We start from the raw sequence: 18,450 nt of genomic DNA on the forward strand, positions 1-18,450 counted from the left end.
AGGATGCGCTCCACCATGGAGTCGTCCCCGCCCTGCGGCGCCAGCGCGAGCTGGGCGTGCTCCGCCATCACGAGCTGGCTGAGCGTCTGCGGCATGGCGGCCGCGGGCAGGTCGGACACCACGGTGTAGGTGACCGACGGCGAATCGAGGACGACCTGCCAGGGCCGGCCGGACAGGACCCAGACGTCCTGGCCTGCACCGCCGACGTGCTCGAAGCCGTCCTGCGTCACGATGTTCCCGGTGACGGCGTTCAGCGGCGGAGCAGCGGCATCCACAGCGCCGCCGACCTTCCGCTGTTCGTAGACGGTCACGGTGTCGCCGTCGTTCTCCAGGACGAGTTCCAGGGTCGGTGTGCCGTCGACGGTGATGCCCTCGGCGCTGCGGAGGTCGAAGCCGAGCGATTCGAGTTCCGGGCAGTACCAGCCGCCGGCCCGCAGGGTCTCCAGCTGGTCGGTGTCCAGGTAGGTGGGCGTCCGGGGTGCCACGGCCTCCCAGCCGGCGCGCAACGCGGTGGTGCCGCCGGCCTCGGCGACCGTCGCGGGCCGGGTCTCCGATCCGATGACGTAGGCGCTGGCCAGGAGCGCGGCGACGACGGCGGCGGACCCACCGGCCGTGGCGACCAGCGTGCGGCGGCTGCGGACGGGACCGGTACGCTCGTGATGGGCGCGTACGAAGGCCGCACTCGAGCCGGTCCGCTCCTGGACCCCGGCGGACCCGAACCCGGGCGACAGCAGCCTGCGCTGCAGGTCCGGGTCGGGTGACGGGTTGCGCAGTCCCAGCAGCGCGCTCTTGAGACGTCGGAGCCGGGCCACGCCCGCAGCGCACGAGGCGCAGCGGGAGACATGGCGCTCCACGGCGATGCGGCGCCTGTCGGACAACTCACCGTCGACGAGGTCCTGCAGCGAGCGATGGGGATGCAGCATCGGCCTAGCCCAGACCGGCGATCCGTGGCACGCCGAGGGCAGGACCGTTCCCGCCCGACCGGCGCGGGTCGCGGTGGGCGAGCTTCTCCCGCAGCATGGTGCGGCCGCGGTGGATGCGCGAGCGGACGGTACCGAGCTTCACCCCGAGCACCTGCGCCACCTCGTCGTAGGCGAGGCCTTCGAGGTCGCAGAGCACGACGGCTGCGCGGAAGTCCGGCGGCAGTTCCTCCAGTGCCGACTGCACGTCGATGTCCAGGTTGTTGAACTCGAAGCTGCGCTCGGGGCCCGGGTGCTTGCTCGGGAGGCGGCTCTCGGCCTCTTCGGTGAGTCCGTCGAACCGGATGCGCGTCTTCCGTCGGGCCTGATCGAGGAACAGGTTGGTGGTGATGCGGTGCAGCCAGCCGTCGAGCGTTCCGGGCTTGAAATTCGCGAGGGAACGGAAGACCCGCACGAAGACCTCCTGGGTGAGGTCCTCGGCGTCGAACCTGTTGCCCGTGAGCCGGTACGCGAGGCGATAGACCTTCGGTGAGTAGTTGGTGACGACTTCTTCCCAGGATGGTGCGACCCAGGGGTTGCCGTGCTCGTCGAGCAGCGGCTCGTCCGCGCCCGTGCCGGCCTCCACGGCGATCTGCCCCGCCTTGACACTAGACATCATGTTCCCCTTCTCGCCGCGAATCCCGAACAGGCTGCGTCCCGCGGGCGCACGACCTGCGGGAGTACCGGGGATTCGGGACTGCGCTGCTGCTGGATGTCCCGAGAGAAAAGTCTTTCGTACCAAGCTGGGAACTCGCTGGCAGATCCGTGGACGTCGCTCTCCCCCGGTGCCGTGGGTCACGCACCGTCCGCCCCGGTACAGGACGCGCCGCATGGAAGTCCTGCTGCGCCGCACAGTAGGGTTGGGGCGGGGCTTCCGCCCCTTCCAGCCCGCATCCCCGAGAACCATAGAACGGACGTCCATGGCCGCCGACAAACACAGCAGCTGGTCCTACACGGAAGGACTCCCCGACGAGGACGACATCCTCCTTCGGGCCCGAGACCGCTCCCACGAACTCGGTGTCACCCCCGTGACGCCTGCGGTCGGCGCGGCGCTCACCGTGCTGGCTGCGGCGTCGAAGGCGAGCACCGCCGTCGAGGTGGGCGCCGGCGCAGGCGTGTCCGGCGTCTGCCTGCTGAGGGGACTCGGACGGAACGCGGTGCTGACGACGATCGACTCCGACGTGGACCACCTCCGCGCCGCGCGCGAGGCCTACTCGGAGGCCGGCATCCCGTCCAACCGCACGCGCACCATCTCGGGCCGCGCCGCCGATGTCCTCCCGCGCCTGACGGACCGCGCGTACGACCTGGTCTTCATCGACGCGGACAAGCCCGGGCTCCCGGCCTACGTCGAGCAGGCCACACGCCTGCTCAAGGACGGTGGGATCATGATCGTCAACGACGCCCTGGACCAGGACCGGGTGGCCGAGCCGGCCGTCCGGGAGCAGTCGACCAACACACTGCGCCAGGTCGGCCGGATGATCCGGGAGAACGAGTCCCTCGTGTCGGCGCTCCTGCCGACCGGGACCGGGCTCCTGCTGGCGGTGAAGCAGCGCGCCTGACGGCGCTGCCGCCTAGGTGGTGACGGTGAGCAGGCAGTCCTTGAGCTTGCCCGCTTCTTCCGCGTTGAGCTCGACGACCAGGCGTCCGCCCCCGTCGATCGGCACCCGCATGATGAGGCTGCGCCCTTCCTTGGTGACTTCCATCGGTCCATCGCCGGTACGCGGTTTCATGGCAGCCATGGGGAGTGTCCCTTTCAACAGGGCGCAACCGCGGTCAGCGGCAGCGCGACAGTAAACGGTGCGCCTGACCCGGTGGCCCGATGAGGGTCCCGGTGGTGCACGTCATCCCCTTCATTATTCAGCACAAGGCCTGCTCCTGCTAATTCAGGTGCGGCGTGGATCACACTCAGGGTGGATAATCACCGTTCGGCCCGGACGGCGTCCACGCCCACAGCCAGTCCACCCAGAGGAACTGGAGGACCACCGACACCGGCAGGAGCACCCACAGGACGCGGCCGCCGCCCAGGCGTGCGGCCGCGAGCGCCAGGGGGAAGAGCGGCAGCAGGATGCGCCAGGTGCTGGACTGCGGATCCCAGAACGCCGCGAGGTACAGCAGGTAGCCGGCGCACCAGGCGCCGAGCACCAGCCCGATCGAGCGCACGGCCGGTGAGAGGAAGAGGGCGACGCCGCCCATCACCAGCGCCACGACCACCAGCGCTCCCGCCGCGGGTCCCAGCACGGCGGCCGGCGCCTCGAACCACGGCACGAAGGGTGCCAGCGCCTCTCCGCGCCAGGCGGTCTCGGTCGCGACATAGGCGTCGCGCTGGCCGGTGACCACCCACGCGGCGACGGGCCATGCGACGGCGGAGAGCGAGGCGACGACCCCCAGCAGGAACAGCGGCCGCACCCGCCCTGCGGCGCTGCGCCCGGCGGCGTCGTCCGACCGGTGCGCGACCTGGAGCGCGTGGAGGAACAGCATCCCGACCATGATGGCGAACGGCACTCCGGCAGGACGCGCGGAACACATGAGCACGACGACGGGCATCGCCGCGTAGTAGCGGTGCGTGGCGACGAGGTAGAGCGCGGAGGCGAGCAGCAGCAGGTGCAGCGACTCCGCGTAGGGCACCTGCAGGATGGCGGCGACGGGCGCGAAGGACACCACCGCGACGCCCGCGAGGGCCCCCGCGGCGTCGGAGCGGAGCCGGAACAGCCGGTACACCACGAGGGAAGCACCGGCAGCGGCCGCGATGGACACGGAGGGCGCGAGGATCCCCCAGCCGAGGCCCGTGACGGCATCGAGCGCGCGGACCAGTCCCGGGAAGAGCGGGTGGAACGCCCACTGGTTGTGGAGGACCGTGCCGCCGGCGTCCCGCGGCAGATCGGAGGGGTAGCCCTCCGTGAAGATACGCTCGTACCAGCCGCTGTCCCAGTAGTCGATGAAGGTGCCGTAGGCGGGTGAGGGCCCGGACCAGGGGCTCGCGCCCTGGCGCGACGCAGCGAGGAGGAGGATCACGGTCGAGACGAGGCGCCCGGCGAGGAAGACCGCCAGCACCGGCACGGGCCAGGGCACCCGGCGGAGCGATGCCCGGCGCACCCCGGCCGTCCCCGTGCTGCTCACGGAACGGTCGGGGAGGCGACGGCCGGATCGGCCGGGTCGGCCGGGTCAGCCGGGGAGTCCGGGGAGTCCGGGGAGGTGAGCACCGCCGGCCCTGCCGCCATCCGGACCCAGCAGTCGCGGAGGTGGTCGTCCACGTAGCCCGTGGCCTGCAGCATCGCGTACGCCGTCGTCGGTCCCACGAAGCGGAAGCCGAAGCTGCGGAGCTCCCGAGCCAGTGCCGTGCTCTCGGGCGTGATGGCAGGGACGTCCGCAAGGGTCGCGGGCACGGCTTCCTGCAGGGGTCGGTGGGCCTCCAGCAGCGATCCGAGGGTCGTGCCGTCCGGCAACGCCAGCAGCGCCGCCGCGTTCGAGATGGTGGCCTCGATCTTCTGCCGGTTGCGGACGATGCCGGCGTCGTTCATCAGGCGCTCGACGTCCCCGGGGCCGAACCGTGCCACGGCCGCCGGGTCGAAGCCGGCAAAGGCCGTGCGGAACGCCTCCCGCTTGCGCAGGATCGTGATCCAACTCAGGCCGGACTGGAACGCCTCGAGGCTCAGCCGTTCGAAGAGCCCCGCCTCGGTGGGGACGCGCCTCCCCCACTCCTCGTCGTGGTACCGCTCGTACTCCGCGCTGGAGACAGCCCAGCCGCACCGGAGCCGGCCGTCCGATCCCGGGACCGCGAAACCGGTCATCCGGCGTCCTTCGCGGCGAGCCGCGAGCGCAGGTCCCCGATGAGGGCGTCGCGTTCCTCGAGCGCCGCCGCCAGCCGGTCGAGGACCTCGTCCACCTGGTCCATCCGGTAGCCGCGGAGGCCGAGACCGAAGCGGACGGCATCGACATCCGCTGCGGCGGGCACGTCGGGGAGCAGGACGGGCGGCAGCGACGCCACCGGTTGCACCAGTCCCAACCCGTCCCCCTGCATCCGGGGGGCGCCGGACCCGGTGCGGGCGACGGCCGCGGCGTCCGGCCCGTCGGCGGCGCGGGTAGCCGGCGCGAACCCGTGCAGGGCCGCCGGGAGCGCACGCCCCGAGGCGAGGACCGCGGTCCCTCCCACCAGCAGGATGGCGAGGATCACCAGGAAGATAGTCACAGCGCTATGGTGTCAGAGTTCCTCCGGAGCAACCCTCAGCCGCGGTGCTCGTGACCGGCCGACGCGGCCACGATCCGCACGGCCTCCTCGGCGGTGTCGACCAGCTGCAGCAGCGAGAGATCCTGCCGGGAGACGGTGCCCTCGGCGAGCAGGGTGCCTTCGATCCATTCGACCAGGGGGCGCCAGTAGTCCTTCCCGATCAGCACGATCGGGAAGGAGGTCACCTTGCCCGTCTGCACGAGGGTCATCGCCTCGAACAGCTCGTCGAGGGTACCGAAGCCACCCGGCAGCACGACGAAACCGCTCGCGTACTTGACGAACATGGTCTTCCGCGCGAAGAAGTAGCGGAAGTTGATGCCGAGGTCCACCCACTCGTTCATCCCCTGCTCGAAGGGCAGCTCGATGCCCAGGCCCACGGAGGTACCGCCGGCCTCGCAGGCGCCCTTGTTCGCCGCCTCCATCGCGCCCGGGCCACCCCCCGTGATGACCGCGTAGCCGGATTCCACGAGCCTGCGGCCCACCTCCTCGCCCATCGCGTAGTACGAGGAGTCGCGCGCGGTCCGGGCCGAACCGAAGACGCTGATGGCCGGACCGAGGTCCGCCAGCGTCCCGAAGCCCTCCACGAACTCGCTCTGGATGCGCAGCACGCGCCACGGGTCGGTGCGGGTGAAGCCTCCGGATTCGTCGGCGTCGAGGAGCATGTTGTCCGACTGCGGGACCGTCGCCTGGCCGCGCCTCAACTCGACCGAGCCCTTCCGTCGGGTGGCCCGGCCCGCTCCCGCGGGATCGGTCGCACGCCTGCCGGACGTGCCGTCCGTGTCGGGGGATCCGGACGGCCCGGATCCGGCGAGGGCGCCGTCGTCGTGCAGGGTGGTGGTCCCGGTGTCGCTGCTGGCCGAGGGGTGCTGGGAGGGAGACATTTCCCTAGGCTAGCCAACGGAAAGGCCGGCGGGCGGCTTTTGATTGCTCTTTAATCACAATCGGTGCCTTTGCCCCACTGTGTATTGCTGGCAGGGAATAGTTCGCTAGATTTCTCCCATGACAAGTGAACCGCAACCGGCTGCGCCCGCGTCCTCGGGAACTCCCCTCGTCTCCCTCCGGGACGTGAACAAGCATTTCGGGGACCTGCACGTCCTTCGGAACATCAACCTGGACGTCGCCCGCGGTGAGGTCGTGGTTGTCATCGGCCCCTCCGGCTCCGGGAAGTCGACGCTCTGCCGCGCCATCAACCGGCTCGAGACCATCGACGACGGCGAGATCACCATCGACGGCAAGGTGCTCCCCGCAGAGGGCAAGGCCCTGACGAAACTCCGCGCCGACGTCGGGATGGTCTTCCAGTCGTTCAACCTCTTCGCCCACAAGTCGATCCTCGAGAACGTCACGCTCGGTCCGGTGAAGGTCCGGGGCATGAAGGGCGGCGAGGCGAAGGAGCTCGCGATGTCGCTGCTCAAGCGCGTGGGCGTCGACAACCAGGCGCAGAAGCTCCCTGCGCAGCTGTCCGGCGGGCAGCAGCAGCGCGTCGCGATCGCCCGCGCGCTCGCCATGAAGCCCAAGGTCATGCTGTTCGACGAGCCCACCTCGGCGCTCGACCCGGAGATGATCAACGAGGTCCTCGACGCCATGGTGGCCCTCGCGAGGGAGGGCATGACCATGATCGTGGTAACCCACGAGATGGGCTTCGCCCGCCGGGCCGCCGACCGCGTGATCTTCATGGCGGACGGCCAGATCATGGAGCAGGCCACGCCTGAGGAGTTCTTCACGAATCCGCAGAGCGAGCGCGCCAAGGACTTCCTCGGCAAGATCCTCTCGCACTGACCCCCCGCACCATCCGCATACCAGAAGGCCTCCGGAAGGCCCCAACGCAAGGAGAACCAATGCAGAAGACCCGATATGCAGCAGCCGCGGTAGCTGCGGTGGCCGCACTGACGCTGTCCGCCTGTGGCGGCGGCGACAGCGCCGAGTCGGAGGGCGGCGAGAGCGGCAGCGCCGAGACCGTCCGCATCGGCATCAAGTTCGACCAGCCGGGCCTCGGCTACGACGAGGGCGGCTCCTACTCGGGCTTCGACGTCGACGTCGCGAAGTACGTCGCGAACGAGCTCGGGTACACCGAGAAGCAGATCGAATTCGTGGAAGCCCCGTCCGCGAACCGCGAGAACCTGCTGTCCAACAGCCAGGTGGACATGATCTTCGCGACGTACTCCATCACCGACACCCGCAAGGAGACCGTCGACTTCGCCGGTCCGTACTTCGTGGCCGGCCAGGACCTCCTCGTCCCCACGGACAGCGACATCGCCGGCCCCGAGGACCTCGAGGGCAAGAACCTGTGCTCCGTGACCGGTTCCACCTCCGCCCAGAAGATCAAGGACCAGTACCCCGGGGTGCAGCTCGTCGAGCAGCCCGGCTACGCGGAGTGCGTCACCGCGATGGGCGGCGGCCAGATCGACGCCGTCACCACGGATGACATCATCCTCGCCGGCCTCGCCGCGCAGGAGTCCAACGCCGGCAAGTTCAAGGTCGTCGGTAACACGTTCTCCGAGGAGAACTACGGCGTCGGGCTCCCCAAGGGCAGCGACATGTGCGAGGACATCAATGCGGCCATCACCAAGATGATCGACGACGGTGCCTGGGAAGAAGCGATCACCAGCAACACCGAGGGTGCCGACTACACCTTCAACGCAGAGCTGAACCCGCCGACCCCGGCGCCCTGCGCGTAGCACCGCAATCATTGGTGGGGTGGTCCGCACGGACCACCCCACCAATGCCATGTTCCCCACCAGGAAAGAGGTGAACCGTGGAGAACTACCTGTCGCTGTTCGAGACCTACGACGTGCCCGCAGCGTTCTGGGTCAACATCCAGCTGTCGTTCTGGGCCGCCATCTGGGCCCTGGCCATCGGTACGGTGCTGGCACTGTTCCGTATCTCCCCCATCCCCAGCCTGCAGTGGTTCGGGGCGGCCTACGTCAACATCTTCCGTAACACCCCGCTGACGATCATCCTCGCGTTCGGGTTCCTCGGTCTGTTCTCCGTCATGCAGATCAGCCTGGCGAGTGACCTCAACCTCAGCCTGTTCCGGATCGCGATCGTGGGACTGGCGCTCTACCATGCCGCCTTCGTCTGCGAGGCGATCCGCAGCGGCGTGAACACGGTTCCGCTCGGCCAGGCCGAAGCGGCGCGTGCCATCGGACTCAGCTTCCTCCCCGCCGCGCGCCTCATCATCCTGCCCCAGGCGTTCCGCGGGGCGATCGCCCCGCTCGGCAACGTCCTGATCGCCCTCATCAAGAATTCGACCGTCGCCGCGGCCGGCTCGGTCGCCACCGAGTCCTCCGGCCTCATGAAGACCATGATCGAGTTCCGGTCGGACCTCGTGATCCCGATCTTCCTCACCTTCGCCCTCGGCTTCGTGATCCTGGTGATCCCGATCGGTCTCCTGACCACCTGGGCCTCACGGAAACTGGCGGTGGCACGATGAGCGTCCAACAGGTCCTGTTCGACGCCCCCGGCCCGCGCGCCCGGCGCAACATCCTCATCGGCAACATCGTGGGTGTGCTGGTCGTCCTCGGCATCCTCGCCTGGGTGGTCTCCGCCCTGGCGGACAAGGGCCAGCTGACCGGGAGCATGTGGTCACCCTTCCTCGAGTCGAGGACCTGGGAGTTCTTCATCCTGCCCGGGCTGCTCAACACCCTGAAGGCCGCCGGCATCTCGATCGTCACCTCGGTCCTCTTCGGGCTGATCTTCGGCGTCGGGAGGCTCTCGCACGCCGCGCCGATCCGCTGGTTCGCCGGCCTGGTCGTGGAGGTCCTGCGCGCGGTCCCCGTGCTGCTCATGATGATCTTCTTCTGGCTGGCGCTCGGCAGTTCGGGCGCCGTCCAGCCGCAGGACGCACCACTGATCGCCGTGATCATCGCCCTGACGCTCTACAACGGGTCGGTCATCGCCGAGCTCGTGCGCTCCGGCGTCCACGGCCTGCCGAAGGGCCAGCGCGAGGCGGGCATGGCGATCGGCCTGACCCGGAACCAGTCGCTGCGCTCCATCGAGGTCCCGCAGGCCCTGATCGCCATGCTGCCGGCCCTGATCAGCCAGTTCGTGGTGATCCTGAAGGACTCCGCGCTGGGCTTCATCATCACCTACCCGGAGCTGCTGCAGTTCACGCGGCGCCTGGGGGTGGGCGAGGGCAACGTGATCCCGTCGCTGTTCGTCGCGGCAGCGATCTTCATCGCCATCAACTTCGCGCTCTCCACGCTGGCGACCCGGCTCTCCACGCTCCTCAGCTTCCGGACGAAGGGGCGCAAACCGGCCGCGAAGGGCGCCATCGCCATGGATGCCGCCTCCACCTGAGGAGGCATCCACTGCACCCCTGGACGACGAAGGGCCCGGCACCAGCCGGCCCCTTCGTCGTGTGCGGTCGGGTCAGGACAGCCAGGTGGTCAGGGCGCGGAGGCATGCGCGCACCGCGTCGGCCTGCACGTGTTCGTCGTCCGTGTGCGCGAGCAGTGCGTCGCCCGGACCGAAGTTGACCGCCGGTATGCCGAGGGCGCTGAACCGCGCGACGTCGGTCCAGCCGTACTTCGGCTTCGGCTCGGCGCCGACAGCCGCCACGAAGGCCGCCGCCGCCGGATGGTGGAGACCGGGCCGCGCTCCCGCGGCGGCGTCGGTCCGCTCGACGGAGAAGCCCTCGAGCAGCGCCCGCACGTACTGCTCCGCCTGCTCGGGCGTCTTGTCCGGCGCGAAGCGGTAGTTCACCTCGATGACCGTGCTGTCCGGGATCACGTTGCCGGCCGTGCCGCCGCTGATCTTGACCGCGTTCAAGCTCTCCCGGTAGTCGAGCCCGTCGACATGGACGGTCGCCGGCTCGTGGTCGCGGAGCCGGACGAGGATCTCGGCGGCCCCGTGAATGGCGTTCTCCCCCATCCAGGCGCGGGCGGAGTGCGATGCCTTCCCGGTGACGCGCACGTCGAAGCGCGCGGTGCCGTTGCACCCTCCCTCCACCGTGCCGTCCGTGGGTTCGAGGAGGACCGCGAAGTCCGCCTCCAGCCACTCCGGATGGGACACGGCCACGCGGCCCAGCCCGCTGAGCGAGGCCTCGACCTCCTCGTGGTCGTAGAAGATGAAGGTGATGTCGCGGCTCGGCGCGGTGAGCGCGGCGGCGAGCGCGAGCTGCACGGCCACGCCCCCCTTCATGTCCGTCGCTCCCCGGCCGAAGAGCACATCCCCTTCCCAGGTGGACGGGACCGTCCCCCTCGACCCGGCGGTGGTGGGCAGCGGAACGGTGTCCAGATGACCGGCGAGGATGACCCGCTCGGCGCGGCCGAGCCGCGTCCGCGCCAGCACGCAGTCGCCGTCGCGGACCACCTCGAGGTGCTGCAGGGGTCGCAGGGCCCGCTCGACGGCGTCGGCGATGCCCGCCTCGTTGCCCGAGACGCTCTCGACGTCGATCAGTCGGGCTGTGAGCTGGGCGACGTCGGAGGCCAGGTCGAGCTCCACGGAGGGTGTCTGAATCATGCTGCAACCCTATCCCTCGGTAGACTGCTGCCCATGACTCCTCCTACGCCCAGCCCTTCCCTGCCCGGAGCCTCCCAGCGTGTGGCCGGTGGCATCGGCCTCGCGACGGTGGCCTCGGACGGCACCGTCTTGGATACGTGGTTCCCCGCCCCCTGGCTCGGAGCCGATCCGATGGACGCCGCCGCGCAGCAGGAGTTGCGCAACACCCTCGAGACGCTCGCAGGCTCCGGGTCCGACGACGCGCGGCAGGTGACCCAGCGGGTCGTGGACCTCGCCGTGGATCCGGACGACGCCCCGGCCGGGACCGAGGACGCGTACCTGAGGCTGCACCTGCTCTCCCACCGGCTCGTCGAGCCCAACACCATCAACCTCGACGGCATCTTCGGGCTCCTGGCCACTGTGGTCTGGACGAACCACGGACCGGCCCCCGTCCAGGGCTTCGAGACCGTCCGGGCCGCCCTGCGGGCGCGCGGACCCGTGGCCGTGCACGGCGTCGACAAGTTCCCGCGCATGGTGGACTACGTGGTGCCGGCAGGCGTGAGGATCGCCGACGCCGATCGTGTCCGCCTGGGTGCCCATCTCGCCGACGGCACCACCGTGATGCACGAGGGCTTCGTGAACTTCAACGCGGGCACCCTCGGCCACTCCATGGTCGAGGGCCGTATCTCCGCGGGTGTGGTGGTGGGCAACGGCTCCGACATCGGCGGCGGCGCCTCGATCATGGGCACCCTCTCGGGTGGCGGCAAGGAACGCATCACCATCGGTGAGCGCTGCCTGCTCGGCGCCGAGTCCGGTGTGGGCATCTCCCTCGGGGACGACTGCGTGGTCGAGGCCGGCCTGTACCTCACGGCCGGCACCAAGGTGACCCTTCAGGACGGGACGCTCGTGAAGGCCAAGGACCTCTCGGGTGAACCGGGCATCCTCTTCCTGCGCAACTCCGCCACCGGTGCGGTCGAGGCACGTCCGCGCGCCGGCGACGGGATCGCGCTCAACCCGGCCCTGCACGCCAACTAGCCCGTGGCGCCGCGGCCCCCCTCCGCTGCTGTCCGTCGCCGCCGGCGCCGGCTGCGGACCGGTGCCATGCTCGCCGCCCTCGGGATCGTCGTCGTCGGCGGTGGCGTCCTCGCGCTCGACCAGCTCCAGGACAGCGAGGTATTGGTCCGTGAACGCTGCAGTGCCACGGTGGGCGCCGATACCTTCGAGCTGAGCCCGACGCAGGCCGGGAACGCCGCCCTGATCTCCGGCGTCGCCGTCCAGCGCGGCCTGCCTGCGCGGGCGGCGTCCATCGCGATCGCCACGGCCATCCAGGAGTCGCGGCTCGAGAACATCGGCTACGGGGACGACGCCGGCCCCGACTCCCGCGGGCTGTTCCAGCAGCGGCCCTCGCAGGGCTGGGGCACGGAGGAGCAGGTCATGACGCCGCTCTACGCCACCGGCGCCTTCTACGACGCCCTGGTGGAGGTACCGGGCTACGAGACACTGCCCATCACCGAGGCGGCGCAGACGGTCCAGCGGTCCGCCTACCCCGAGGCGTACGCGGACCACGAGCCGGAAGGACGTGCCTTCGCCTCCGCGCTGACGGGCAACTCCCCTGCCGCCCTCGACTGCATGCTCCGGGAACCGGCCACGGACGGCGACACCCTCGCGGTGTCCGACGCCGCCGACGAGGTCTTCGGGCCGCTCGGGGGCGTCGCCGACGGGAAGACCCTCACCCTGGGCGTGAGCGGGACGACGGGCTGGGCGGCCGCGCAGTGGGCCGTCGCGAATGCCGCCCATCTGCACATCACCTCGGTCGCCTACGGGGGCCTCGCATGGGTCAGGTCCGACGGCGGGTGGACTCCGACGCCGACGGACCCCGGGACCCTGGTCGTCACCGTCGCGGGGATGACGCCCTGACCGGTGGACGGCTCAGGCGAGCGCCCTGACCACCGGCTCCACATAGCTGCGGAAGGACCGCTCGTCGTCGAACAGCTCCTGGCACATCAGGAGTTTGTCCGGCTCCACCCACCACGCGCGGTGGACGCCCAGCGGGAGTTCGATGACCTGCAGCGTGAAGTGGCGGGCGGCCCGGCCCAGTTCAAGCTCGCGTTCCTGCACGATCCGCGCCAGCAGGTACTCCATGCTGTCGGCGCCCCTCGCCCCCGCGTGGAGGGCATACTCCGCGCACCGCTCCTCGGCCCAGTCCATGGCTGCCCCGACGTGGGCCCGCATGAGCGCCTTCAGCGCCTCCATGCCGTCCAGCGCCTCGAAGCGTGGCGGCAGGGGCAGGACGGCGTCGCTGATACGGCCTCCCAGGAGGCTGTGCCACCACGCCTCCCACTCGACCCGCAGTGCCGTGTCACCACCCGCCGGCTCGGTCAGGCGCCGAGTCTCGACCGTCCGCACGGACGGGACGACCGGCGGCAGCGCGGGGAGTCCGACCCCCCGCAGCCCGGCGCAGTCCCGCAGGTAGAGCGCCACGAGGAGCACCTGGGAGGTGTCCACGGTGAAGTACGTGCTGTACCCGGGGTACGACATGGGCCTCCTTCGGGACCGGTCGGGCTGGCTCCCAGAGTAGACCCCGCACCCGCGGCCGCTCCAGAGCCGTGCCCGTTTCCCTGGACGCGTGCAACCGCACGCGGAGGGCGGCCCGGAGGACGACGCGGTGGAAGAGTCGGGTGGGACGCCGACCTAGGATGGAAGCATGAAGATCCTCGTTACCGGTGGCAGTGGCTACATCGGCTCGCACACCGTCCTGACCCTGCTCGAACACGGCCATGACGTCGTCGTCGTCGACAACCTGCTGAACTCCACCGAGACCTCGCTCGAGCGTGTCGCGGCCCTCGCCGGCCGCACACCCACGTTCCACCAGGCCGATCTGCTCGACGAGCCCCGGCTGCGGTCCATCTTCGCGGAGGAGAAGGTCGACGCGGTGATCCACTTCGCGGGCCTGAAGGCCGTGGGTGAATCGGTCGAGAAGCCGCTGTACTACTACTCCAACAACGTGGGGGGCACGCTGAACCTGCTGCGTGTGATGGACGACGCCGACGTGCGCACGCTGGTCTTCAGTTCGTCCGCCACCGTGTACGGTGCCTCCGAGGAGGTACCCCTCACCGAGAAGCTCCCCCTGGACGCCGTGAATCCTTACGGGCGCACCAAGGAGCAGATCGAGGACATCCTCTCGGACCTCGGTGCCGCCGACCCCCGGTGGAACATCGCCCTGCTGCGCTACTTCAACCCGGTGGGCGCGCATGCCTCGGGCACCATCGGTGAGGACCCCACCGGCGTGCCCAACAACCTGCTGCCGTTCGTGGCGCAGGTGGCCGTCGGCCGGCGCGAGAAGGTGATGGTGTTCGGCAACGACTACCCGACGCCGGACGGCACGGGCGTGCGCGACTACATCCACGTGGTCGACCTCGCCGAGGGGCACCTCGCCGCGCTCGACTACCTCGTGGCGCGCGGCGGCGTGCACACGTGGAACCTCGGCACCGGCAACGGCTCCTCCGTCCTCGAGGTCCTCACGGCGTTCTCGGCCGCGGTGGGCCGGGACATCCCCTACGAGTTCGCTCCCCGCCGGCCCGGCGACGCGGCCGTGAGCTACGCGGACCCCTCCTCCGCCCTGGCTGACCTCGGCTGGTCCGCGACGCGGACCCTCGCCGAGATGTGCGAGGACCACTGGCGCTGGCAGAAGAACAACCCGCAGGGCTACGCGACGGCCCCGGTCGCCTGACCTCCTCGTCCCGGAACGACGACGGCCGCCCACCTGATGGTGGGCGGCCGTTTCCGTACCGGGTGCGGGAAGCTCGTCCCGCGGCTCAGATCGCGGGGTAGTGCCGCTCTCCCTCGCCCGTGTACAGCTGGCGCGGGCGCCCGATCTTGGTCTGCGGATCCTGCATCATCTCGCGCCACTGCGCGATCCAGCCGGGCAGGCGCCCGATCGCGAACAGCACGGTGAACATCTTCTCCGGGAAGCCCATCGCCTTGTAGATCAGCCCCGTGTAGAAGTCGACGTTCGGGTAGAGCTTCCGCTCGATGAAGTAGTCGTCCGCGAGCGCCTTCTCCTCGAGGCGCATGGCGATGTCGAGCAGTTCGTCGTTGCCGCCGAGCTTGTTGAGGATGTCGTGGGCCGTGGCCTTGACGATCTTGGCGCGCGGGTCGTAGTTCTTGTAGACGCGGTGCCCGAAGCCCATGAGCTTCACGCCGTCTTCCTTCTTCTTGACCTTCTCCATGAAGTCCTCGGGCTGCATGCCCTTGGCCTGGATGTCGCGCAGCATGTTGAGCACGGCCTCGTTCGCGCCACCGTGCAGCGGGCCGAAGAGAGCGTTGATGCCCGCGGAGACCGACGCGAACATGTTCGCGTTCGAGCTGCCCACGAGGCGGACCGTCGACGTGGAGCAGTTCTGCTCGTGGTCCGCGTGCAGGATGAGCAGCAGGTCCAGGGCCTTGACCATCATCGGATCGAGGTCGTACGGCTCGGCCGGCAGGCCGAAGGAGAGCCGCAGGAAGTTCTCCACGAGGTTCATGGAGTTGTCCGGGTACAGCATCGGCTGGCCGATGGACTTCTTGTGCGCGTAGGCCGCGATGACGGGCAGCTTCGCCATGAGGCGGAACGTGGAGAGCTCCACCTGCTCGTCGTCGAAGGGGTCCAGGGAGTCCTGGTAGAACGTGGACAGCGCCGAGACCGCCGAGGACAGCACGGGCATGGGGTGCGCGTCGCGGGGGAACCCGCCGAAGAAGCCCTTGAGCTCCTCGTGCAGCAGGGTGTGGCGGCGGATCCGCCCGTCGAACGCGGACAGTTCCTCGGGCGTCGGCAGGTTGCCGTAGATGAGGAGGTAGGAGACCTCCAGGAAGCTCGAGTTCTTCGCGAGTTCCTCGATCGGGTAGCCGCGGTAGCGCAGGATCCCGGCGTCGCCGTCGATGTAGGTGATTGCGGACGTGGTGGCCGCTGTGTTCATGAAGCCCGGGTCGAAGGTGACCTGGCCGGTCTGCTTCAGCAGTTTCGACACGTCGTAGCCGTTGTTGCCCTCAACGGCGGGCACCAGCGGGAGGCTGAGTTCGCCACCGCCGTAGTGCAGGGAAGCAGCATTCTGCTCGGTCATCGATTCTCCTTCAGGAGCTGGAGCGAGGTCGTCGCCACATATCGTCATCGCAACACAGGAGGACACACGTCACTCCGGGAAACGCACATTCAGCTGAAACGCTACCGCCAGCGGGGCCCGATCACTAATCCTGCTGCCCTTCGCCGTGCACCGGCGATCAGCGCCGCTCAGCGGACCAGGTCGGCGAGGCGGGCGACCGCCGCCCCGATCCTCTCGTCGCTGCCCGTGAGCGCGACCCGGATGAAACCTGAACCCGCATCCCCGTAGAAGGTGCCGGGGCCCGCGAGGATGCCGAGCCCGGCCAGCCGGCCGATGGTGTCCCAGGTGGGCTCGCCGTCGGACGCCCAGAGGTACAGGCCGGCCACGGAACCGCTGATGGTGAATCCGGCGGCCTCGAGGGCCGGGACCAGCAGGGCACGGCGTCGCCGGTACAGGTCCTTCTGTTCCGCCACGTGGGTGTCGTCGCCGAGCGCCACGCGCATCGCTTCCTGCACCGGATAGGGCACGATCATGCCGGCGTGCTTGCGCGAGTTGACGAGGTTGGCGATGATCGCCGGATCGCCGGCCGTGAAGGCAGCACGGTACCCGGCGAGGTTGGACTGCTTGCTCAGTGAGTAGACGGCCAGCAGGAGCTCGTGCGAGCCGCCGGAGACCCATGGGTCGAGGACGCTGGGCACGGGTTCGCCGCCCTCCGCGGGATCCCAGGCGTCCCAGCCCAGTTCCCCGTAGCACTCGTCCGACGCGACGACGGCTCCGAGGGAGCGGGCGTCGTCGACGATCGCCTTCAGGGCGTGGACGTCGAGCACGTCCCCCGTGGGGTTGCCCGGCGAGTTGATCCAGACGAGGCGTACCCGGGCGCGCACGTCCCCGGGGAGTTCCGCGAGGGAATCGGCCGGGACGGGCGTCGCGCCCGCGAGGTGGGCTCCGATGTCGTAGGTCGGGTACGCCACCGTCGGACGGACGACGACGTCCCCCTCGCCGAGTCCCAGCAGGAGCGGCAGCCACGCGACCAGTTCCTTGGACCCGACGGTGGGCAGGATGTCGAGGGGATCCAGGCCCGGCACGCCGCGGCGGCGCGCGAACCAGGCGCTGATGGCTTCCCGCAGCGCTGTGGTGCCGTGCGTAGTGGGGTACCCGTGCGCATCGGCGGCCGCGGCCAGCGCGGACCGGATCAGTTCCGGGGTCGGATCGACGGGCGTCCCGATGGACAGGTCCACCACGCCCGCCGGGTGCTCGGCGGCGATCGCCCGGTAGGGCGCCATCGCGTCCCAGGGATAGTCGGGCAGGTGCAGGCCGAACGGCTTCGGCTTCCCGGCCACCACCTACGCGGGCTGGTTCTGGGGCGGCAGGGCCGCGATGATGGGGTGGTCGAAGCCCGTGTTGCCGACCTTCGCGGCACCGCCGGGCGAGCCGAGGTCGTCGAAGAACTCGACGTTCGCCTTGTAGTACTCGGCCCACTGCTCGGGAGTGTCGTCCTCGTAGTAGATGGCCTCCACCGGGCAGACGGGCTCGCACGCGCCGCAGTCCACGCATTCGTCGGGGTGGATGTAGAGCGACCGCTCGCCCTCATAGATGCAGTCGACAGGGCACTCTTCGATACAGGCCTTGTCCTTGACGTCCACGCATGGCTGCGCGATTACGTAGGTCACTTCCCACGCCTTTCGTTGGAGCTGGGTCGGCTGCGCACCCGAGGTGCGGTCTCCAGCTTAACGCAACGCCTCCCTCCGGCAGGACCACCCGCTCCCCGCCCGGGGTCGGCCGCGCCGACGCGCCCGGAGGTCTACCCTTGACGGGTGCAGAGCCCCCTCGACCTCCTCGCCTCGCTCCCCCTGAATACGAGGGTCGTCGTGCGGCGCCGCCTCGACGACGGCTTCACCGACTCGCTGGGCGACCTGATCGCGCGGGACGGCACCAGCTGCACCGTGCGCACCCGCAGGGGGGACGACGTCGTCCTCCTCTCCGATGTGGCGGCCGCGAAGACGGTGCCGCCGCCTCCGCCGCGCAGGGCCCCCCGCCGGGGAACGGCGTAACAGTGATTGGGACCTATCAATCGATAGGTCGAAGTCCCGTACAATCGGCGGATGGACACAGACGAGGATCTCCAGGCCCGAGGCCGGGCGCTCAGCTCCCCTGTCAGGCTCCGCATCCTGCGTCTGTGCCTCCACAAGGCGAGGACCAACAAGGAGATCGCCGAGACGCTGGATCTCAATCCGGCGACGGCGCTGCACCACGTGCGCACCCTCCTGTCCACCGGTTTCCTCGCGGCCGACGACGCCCGCACCGGCAACCGTGGCGCCAAGGAGATCCCCTATCGCGCCACAGGGTTGTCCTGGCACAGCCGTATCCCGAATGCGGCGCCCGTGCTCGTGGAGACGTTCCTGCAGGAGATCGAGGGCCTGCAGCCGTCCGAGATCGACGTCTGGCGCCTCGGCGTCCGGCTCAACGACGAGCACCGCGCCGAGATGATGGGCCGCATCCGTGACGTGTTCGAGGAGTACGCCCGGCGGGACCCCGACGAGGACGGCACGGCCACCTCGATCATGCTCGCGCACCACCTGGACCGCACCGCGGACTGACCTCGCGGGACTGCTAGCGGCGCCGCTGCGGACGCAGCACGACGGCGCCCAGCGTCACGGCGACGAGCGTCATCGCGAGCACACCGAAGAGCCAGAGGTTGCCCGCGGCGGCGGTCCCCGGGGCGACCTCCGACGAGCCGGTGAGGATCAGC

The 18,450-nt window shown here is 69.8% G+C and carries 22 protein-coding genes; 10 read left to right on the forward strand and 12 right to left on the reverse strand.

Annotation, left to right across the window (positions count from 1 at the left end):
* Positions 1 to 923: anti-sigma factor family protein (locus CVO76_RS08060; RefSeq protein WP_208741595.1), on the reverse strand; the 923-nt coding region annotated here is incomplete at its 3' end.
* A 4-nt stretch (positions 924 to 927) separates the two neighbouring features.
* Entirely contained in the window at positions 928 to 1,575 is a 648-nt protein-coding gene (gene sigE / locus CVO76_RS08065) for an RNA polymerase sigma factor SigE (RefSeq protein WP_432206143.1), read from the reverse strand.
* 304 nt (positions 1,576 to 1,879) lie between these two features.
* Between sigE and CVO76_RS08070 the strand changes: the two genes are divergently transcribed.
* On the forward strand, positions 1,880 to 2,518 hold the full coding sequence (locus CVO76_RS08070) for an O-methyltransferase (protein ID WP_208741597.1): 639 nt from the start codon (positions 1,880 to 1,882) through the stop codon (positions 2,516 to 2,518).
* A 12-nt stretch (positions 2,519 to 2,530) separates the two neighbouring features.
* Here the strand turns inward: CVO76_RS08070 and CVO76_RS08075 are convergent, their stop codons facing one another.
* From CVO76_RS08075 to CVO76_RS08095, 5 genes are all read right to left on the reverse strand, one after another.
* A complete protein-coding gene (locus tag CVO76_RS08075) occupies positions 2,531 to 2,698 on the reverse strand; it encodes a DUF3117 domain-containing protein (protein ID WP_087076540.1) in 168 nt (55 codons plus the stop codon).
* Between the two features lie 166 nt (positions 2,699 to 2,864).
* Positions 2,865 to 4,076 carry a hypothetical protein gene (locus CVO76_RS08080; protein WP_208741598.1) on the reverse strand — a complete coding sequence of 404 codons (1,212 nt, stop codon included), beginning with the start codon at positions 4,074 to 4,076 and terminating at the stop codon, positions 2,865 to 2,867.
* On the reverse strand, positions 4,073 to 4,747 hold the full coding sequence (locus CVO76_RS08085) for a DNA-3-methyladenine glycosylase I (protein WP_208741599.1): 675 nt from the start codon (positions 4,745 to 4,747) through the stop codon (positions 4,073 to 4,075). The genes CVO76_RS08080 and CVO76_RS08085 overlap by 4 nt, the downstream gene beginning before the upstream one ends.
* Entirely contained in the window at positions 4,744 to 5,145 is a 402-nt protein-coding gene (locus tag CVO76_RS17320; protein ID WP_244186269.1) for a DivIVA domain-containing protein, read from the reverse strand. The genes CVO76_RS08085 and CVO76_RS17320 overlap by 4 nt, the downstream gene beginning before the upstream one ends.
* Before the next feature lie 35 nt (positions 5,146 to 5,180).
* Positions 5,181 to 6,065, reverse strand: coding sequence for a TIGR00730 family Rossman fold protein (locus CVO76_RS08095; RefSeq protein WP_208741600.1), 885 nt, complete (start codon positions 6,063 to 6,065; stop codon positions 5,181 to 5,183).
* A gap of 118 nt (positions 6,066 to 6,183) precedes the next feature.
* On the opposite strand from CVO76_RS08095, the gene CVO76_RS08100 reads away from it, so the two are divergent.
* The 4 genes from CVO76_RS08100 to CVO76_RS08115 all read left to right on the forward strand — a co-directional run bounded on the left by CVO76_RS08100 (position 6,184) and on the right by CVO76_RS08115 (position 9,480).
* The gene (locus tag CVO76_RS08100) at positions 6,184 to 6,960 is read left to right on the forward strand and encodes an amino acid ABC transporter ATP-binding protein (protein WP_208741601.1); all 777 of its coding nucleotides are present in this window, start codon (positions 6,184 to 6,186) and stop codon (positions 6,958 to 6,960) included.
* A 59-nt stretch (positions 6,961 to 7,019) separates the two neighbouring features.
* Complete coding sequence (locus CVO76_RS08105) at positions 7,020 to 7,859, forward strand: glutamate ABC transporter substrate-binding protein (protein ID WP_208741602.1); 840 nt, start codon at positions 7,020 to 7,022, stop codon at positions 7,857 to 7,859.
* 77 nt (positions 7,860 to 7,936) lie between these two features.
* A complete protein-coding gene (locus CVO76_RS08110) occupies positions 7,937 to 8,614 on the forward strand; it encodes an amino acid ABC transporter permease (protein WP_133080995.1) in 678 nt (225 codons plus the stop codon).
* Positions 8,611 to 9,480: an amino acid ABC transporter permease gene (locus CVO76_RS08115; RefSeq protein WP_133080996.1), complete on the forward strand. Its 870-nt coding sequence runs from the start codon at positions 8,611 to 8,613 to the stop codon at positions 9,478 to 9,480. Before CVO76_RS08110 ends, CVO76_RS08115 begins: the two co-directional genes overlap by 4 nt.
* Positions 9,481 to 9,552: 72 nt before the next feature.
* On the opposite strand, the gene dapE is transcribed toward CVO76_RS08115, so the two are convergent.
* Positions 9,553 to 10,644: a succinyl-diaminopimelate desuccinylase gene (dapE, locus tag CVO76_RS08120; protein WP_208741603.1), complete on the reverse strand. Its 1,092-nt coding sequence runs from the start codon at positions 10,642 to 10,644 to the stop codon at positions 9,553 to 9,555.
* 33 nt (positions 10,645 to 10,677) lie between these two features.
* Between dapE and dapD the strand changes: the two genes are divergently transcribed.
* Together dapD and CVO76_RS08130 are read left to right on the forward strand one after the other, a co-directional pair.
* On the forward strand, positions 10,678 to 11,658 hold the full coding sequence (gene dapD / locus CVO76_RS08125) for a 2,3,4,5-tetrahydropyridine-2,6-dicarboxylate N-succinyltransferase (protein WP_208741604.1): 981 nt from the start codon (positions 10,678 to 10,680) through the stop codon (positions 11,656 to 11,658).
* Between the two features lie 66 nt (positions 11,659 to 11,724).
* Complete coding sequence (locus CVO76_RS08130) at positions 11,725 to 12,540, forward strand: hypothetical protein (RefSeq protein ID WP_208741605.1); 816 nt, start codon at positions 11,725 to 11,727, stop codon at positions 12,538 to 12,540.
* Positions 12,541 to 12,552: 12 nt separating this feature from the next.
* On the opposite strand, the gene CVO76_RS08135 is transcribed toward CVO76_RS08130, so the two are convergent.
* A complete protein-coding gene (locus CVO76_RS08135; protein ID WP_208741606.1) occupies positions 12,553 to 13,161 on the reverse strand; it encodes a hypothetical protein in 609 nt (202 codons plus the stop codon).
* A gap of 166 nt (positions 13,162 to 13,327) precedes the next feature.
* Here CVO76_RS08135 and galE point away from each other — a divergent pair, with 166 nt between their 5' ends.
* Complete coding sequence (gene galE / locus CVO76_RS08140) at positions 13,328 to 14,353, forward strand: UDP-glucose 4-epimerase GalE (RefSeq protein ID WP_208741607.1); 1,026 nt, start codon at positions 13,328 to 13,330, stop codon at positions 14,351 to 14,353.
* 85 nt (positions 14,354 to 14,438) lie between these two features.
* On the opposite strand, the gene CVO76_RS08145 is transcribed toward galE, so the two are convergent.
* The 3 genes from CVO76_RS08145 to fdxA all read right to left on the reverse strand — a co-directional run bounded on the left by CVO76_RS08145 (position 14,439) and on the right by fdxA (position 17,371).
* The gene (locus tag CVO76_RS08145; RefSeq protein WP_133083290.1) at positions 14,439 to 15,722 is read right to left on the reverse strand and encodes a citrate synthase; all 1,284 of its coding nucleotides are present in this window, start codon (positions 15,720 to 15,722) and stop codon (positions 14,439 to 14,441) included.
* 167 nt (positions 15,723 to 15,889) lie between these two features.
* Positions 15,890 to 17,041: a succinyldiaminopimelate transaminase gene (dapC, locus tag CVO76_RS08150; RefSeq protein ID WP_432206144.1), complete on the reverse strand. Its 1,152-nt coding sequence runs from the start codon at positions 17,039 to 17,041 to the stop codon at positions 15,890 to 15,892.
* A gap of 3 nt (positions 17,042 to 17,044) precedes the next feature.
* The gene (gene fdxA, locus CVO76_RS08155) at positions 17,045 to 17,371 is read right to left on the reverse strand and encodes a ferredoxin (protein WP_049829022.1); all 327 of its coding nucleotides are present in this window, start codon (positions 17,369 to 17,371) and stop codon (positions 17,045 to 17,047) included.
* A gap of 144 nt (positions 17,372 to 17,515) precedes the next feature.
* Here fdxA and CVO76_RS08160 point away from each other — a divergent pair, with 144 nt between their 5' ends.
* Complete coding sequence (locus tag CVO76_RS08160) at positions 17,516 to 17,752, forward strand: hypothetical protein (RefSeq protein WP_208741609.1); 237 nt, start codon at positions 17,516 to 17,518, stop codon at positions 17,750 to 17,752.
* A 51-nt stretch (positions 17,753 to 17,803) separates the two neighbouring features.
* Entirely contained in the window at positions 17,804 to 18,298 is a 495-nt protein-coding gene (locus CVO76_RS08165; RefSeq protein ID WP_208741610.1) for an ArsR/SmtB family transcription factor, read from the forward strand.
* The last annotated feature ends 152 nt before the right edge of the window (positions 18,299 to 18,450 follow it).

The sequence above is a fragment of the Arthrobacter agilis genome, assembly GCF_002953615.1.
In the GTDB taxonomy this organism is placed as follows: domain Bacteria; phylum Actinomycetota; class Actinomycetes; order Actinomycetales; family Micrococcaceae; genus Arthrobacter_D; species Arthrobacter_D agilis_B.

Coding starts and splice junctions, on each gene's coding strand:
- sigE (WP_432206143.1), bottom strand. CDS start 1,575: ATGTCTAGTGTCAAGGCGGGGCAGATCGCCGTGGAGGCCGGCACGGGC.
- CVO76_RS08070 (WP_208741597.1), top strand. CDS start 1,880: ATGGCCGCCGACAAACACAGCAGCTGGTCCTACACGGAAGGACTCCCC.
- CVO76_RS08075 (WP_087076540.1), bottom strand. CDS start 2,698: ATGGCTGCCATGAAACCGCGTACCGGCGATGGACCGATGGAAGTCACC.
- CVO76_RS08085 (WP_208741599.1), bottom strand. CDS start 4,747: ATGACCGGTTTCGCGGTCCCGGGATCGGACGGCCGGCTCCGGTGCGGC.
- CVO76_RS08095 (WP_208741600.1), bottom strand. CDS start 6,065: ATGTCTCCCTCCCAGCACCCCTCGGCCAGCAGCGACACCGGGACCACC.
- CVO76_RS08100 (WP_208741601.1), top strand. CDS start 6,184: ATGACAAGTGAACCGCAACCGGCTGCGCCCGCGTCCTCGGGAACTCCC.
- CVO76_RS08105 (WP_208741602.1), top strand. CDS start 7,020: ATGCAGAAGACCCGATATGCAGCAGCCGCGGTAGCTGCGGTGGCCGCA.
- CVO76_RS08115 (WP_133080996.1), top strand. CDS start 8,611: ATGAGCGTCCAACAGGTCCTGTTCGACGCCCCCGGCCCGCGCGCCCGG.
- dapE (WP_208741603.1), bottom strand. CDS start 10,644: ATGATTCAGACACCCTCCGTGGAGCTCGACCTGGCCTCCGACGTCGCC.
- dapD (WP_208741604.1), top strand. CDS start 10,678: ATGACTCCTCCTACGCCCAGCCCTTCCCTGCCCGGAGCCTCCCAGCGT.
- CVO76_RS08130 (WP_208741605.1), top strand. CDS start 11,725: ATGCTCGCCGCCCTCGGGATCGTCGTCGTCGGCGGTGGCGTCCTCGCG.
- CVO76_RS08135 (WP_208741606.1), bottom strand. CDS start 13,161: ATGTCGTACCCCGGGTACAGCACGTACTTCACCGTGGACACCTCCCAG.
- galE (WP_208741607.1), top strand. CDS start 13,328: ATGAAGATCCTCGTTACCGGTGGCAGTGGCTACATCGGCTCGCACACC.
- CVO76_RS08145 (WP_133083290.1), bottom strand. CDS start 15,722: ATGACCGAGCAGAATGCTGCTTCCCTGCACTACGGCGGTGGCGAACTC.
- CVO76_RS08165 (WP_208741610.1), top strand. CDS start 17,804: ATGGACACAGACGAGGATCTCCAGGCCCGAGGCCGGGCGCTCAGCTCC.